This is a genomic window from Alloyangia mangrovi (assembly GCF_002300555.2).
Lineage (GTDB): Bacteria > Pseudomonadota > Alphaproteobacteria > Rhodobacterales > Rhodobacteraceae > Salipiger > Salipiger mangrovi.
The window spans coordinates 1-2091 of sequence record NZ_NTHN02000122.1; the positions used below are offsets into that span (position 1 = coordinate 1).

Consider the following 2091-nt stretch of genomic DNA (forward strand, 5'->3'; position numbering starts at 1 on the left):
TCGAGCGCACCGAAGGGCTCGTCGAGCAGCAGCATGCGCGGCTCGGTGGCCAGCGCCCGGGCCAGTGCGACCCGCTGGCGCTGACCGCCCGAGAGCTGGCTGGGGTAACGCGCGGCGATCTGCGGCAGCTGGATGAGCTCGAGCAGGCGCTCGACGCGGCGGGTGATCTCGGCGCCGCTTGGGCGGCTCCGGTGCGGCCGGGCGCGCAACCCGTAGGCGATGTTCTCGAAGACCGTCATGTGGCGGAAGAGCGCGTAGCTCTGGAACACGAAGCCGGTGCGGCGCTGCTGCACCGGGGTGCCGGTGGCATCCTTTCCGTCGAGCAGCACCCGTCCGGCGCTCGGCTGCTCGAGTCCGGCGAGGATGCGCAGCAGCGTGGTCTTTCCCGAGCCCGAGGGGCCGAGCAGCGAGACCATCGCGCCCGAGGGGATCGCGAGCGAGACGGGGTGCAGCGCGATCGTCGTACCGAAGCTCTTGGAGATCTCGTCGATGTCGATGTGCATGGCTTTCTCCGGGGTCAATGACGGCGGGTGGCGGACAGCAGGTCCGCGTGGCGCCATTCCAGCAGGGATTTGAGGGCAAGGGTGAGCAGTGCGAGCGCGGCCAAGAGCGCCGCCATCGAGAAGGCGGCGACCGAGAGATACTCGTTGTAGAGCATCTCGATCATGATCGGCATGGTGGTGGTCTGGCCGCGGATCTTGCCCGAGATCACCGCCACCGCGCCGAACTCTCCCATGGCGCGCGCGTTGCAGAGCAGCACGCCGTAGAGCAGCGCCCAGCGGACATTGGGCAGGGTCACGGTGCGGAACATGTGCCAGCCCGAGGCGCCTAGGGTGAGCGCGGCTTCTTCCTCGGCGCGGCCCTGCTCGGTCATCACCGGGATGAGCTCGCGGGCAACGAAGGGGAAGGTGATGAACAGCGTCGCCAGCAAGAGGCCGGGGAAGGCGAAGACGATCCTGAGATCATGCGCCTGCAGCCAGGCCCCGAGCCAGCCGTGGGTGCCGTAGAGCAGCACCAGCGCAAGGCCCGCGACCACCGGCGAGACCGAGAAGGGCAGGTCGATGAGGGTGATCAGCACCGCCTTGCCGCGAAAGTCGAACTTGGCGATGGCCCAGGCGGCGGCGAGGCCGACGATGGCATTCAGGGGCACCGAAACCGCGGCAACCAGCAGGGTGAGCCGGATCGCCGACCAGGCGTCACGCTCGGTCAGCGAGGCGAGCGCGGCGCCGAGGCCCTCGCGCAGCGCCTCGGCAAAGACCACGGCGAGCGGCGCGATCAGCAGCACCAGGGTCAGAGCCAGAACCGCGAGGGTGAGCAGGGCGCGGACCGGCGGCGTCTCGGTGGTGACGCGGTGGGGCAGGCTGGCCTCAGACATGGCGGTTCTCCTCGCGCAGGCTGCGCACTCGGGTCCGTGGTGGCAGGGGACGGGTGGCGAGGAAGAGCGCGGCAAGCAGCGTTCCGGGAAGGGTCATATAGACGAGCAGGACCACCCAGAGCGGCGCGCCCGCGTTCCAGAGCACCAGCGCGGTGGCGAGGCCGAGCGCGCCGAAGGTACCGCCGATGGCAAAGCCGCTGCCGGGGGGCAGGCTGCGCGTCCGCACCGTGCCGCGGCAGGCGCAGGGCAGGCTCGGGCGAGAGGGGTTTTGGTCAGACATGGCCGATCCTCCTGCGGGTCCAGACCTGTGTGGCGTTGATGAAGAGCAGCATCGCAAACGAGATGCCGAGCATGGCGAGGCCGATGGCGGCGGCCGCGTCGTAGTCGTATTCCTCGAGCCGAATGACGATCAGCAGCGGCGCGATCTCGGTCTTGCCCGGCAGGTTGCCGGCGATGAAGATGACCGAGCCGAACTCGCCGACCGAGCGCGCCAGCGCCAGCGCGAAGCCGGTCATCAGCGAGGGTGTCAGCACCGGCAGCACCACCCGTCGCAGCGTGCGCAGCCGCGAGGCGCCGAGTGTGGCCGAGGCTTCCTCCCATTCCGGGTCGATCTCGTCGATCACCGGCTGGACGGTGCGCACCACGAAGGGCAGCCCGACAAAGACCAGCGCCAGCCAGATCCCGACCTCGGTGTAGGCGATGCTGATTCCGAAGGG

General features: G+C 69.5%; 4 protein-coding genes. All 4 read right to left on the bottom strand.

Annotation, left to right across the window (positions count from 1 at the left end; translation table 11 throughout):
- The coding region (locus CLG85_RS26970) for a sulfate/molybdate ABC transporter ATP-binding protein (RefSeq protein ID WP_260350372.1) at positions 1-503 on the bottom strand (503 nt) is incomplete at its 3' end.
- A 14-nt stretch (positions 504-517) separates the two neighbouring features.
- On the bottom strand, positions 518-1375 hold the full coding sequence (cysW, locus tag CLG85_RS26975) for a sulfate ABC transporter permease subunit CysW (RefSeq protein WP_260350373.1): 858 nt from the start codon (positions 1373-1375) through the stop codon (positions 518-520).
- On the bottom strand, positions 1368-1655 hold the full coding sequence (locus CLG85_RS26980; RefSeq protein WP_260350374.1) for a hypothetical protein: 288 nt from the start codon (positions 1653-1655) through the stop codon (positions 1368-1370). Before CLG85_RS26980 ends, cysW begins: the two co-directional genes overlap by 8 nt.
- The coding region (locus CLG85_RS26985; RefSeq protein WP_260350375.1) for an ABC transporter permease at positions 1648-2091 on the bottom strand (444 nt) is incomplete at its 5' end. The genes CLG85_RS26980 and CLG85_RS26985, both read right to left, overlap by 8 nt.

Coding starts and splice junctions, on each gene's coding strand:
- cysW (WP_260350373.1), bottom strand. CDS start 1,375: ATGTCTGAGGCCAGCCTGCCCCACCGCGTCACCACCGAGACGCCGCCG.
- CLG85_RS26980 (WP_260350374.1), bottom strand. CDS start 1,655: ATGTCTGACCAAAACCCCTCTCGCCCGAGCCTGCCCTGCGCCTGCCGC.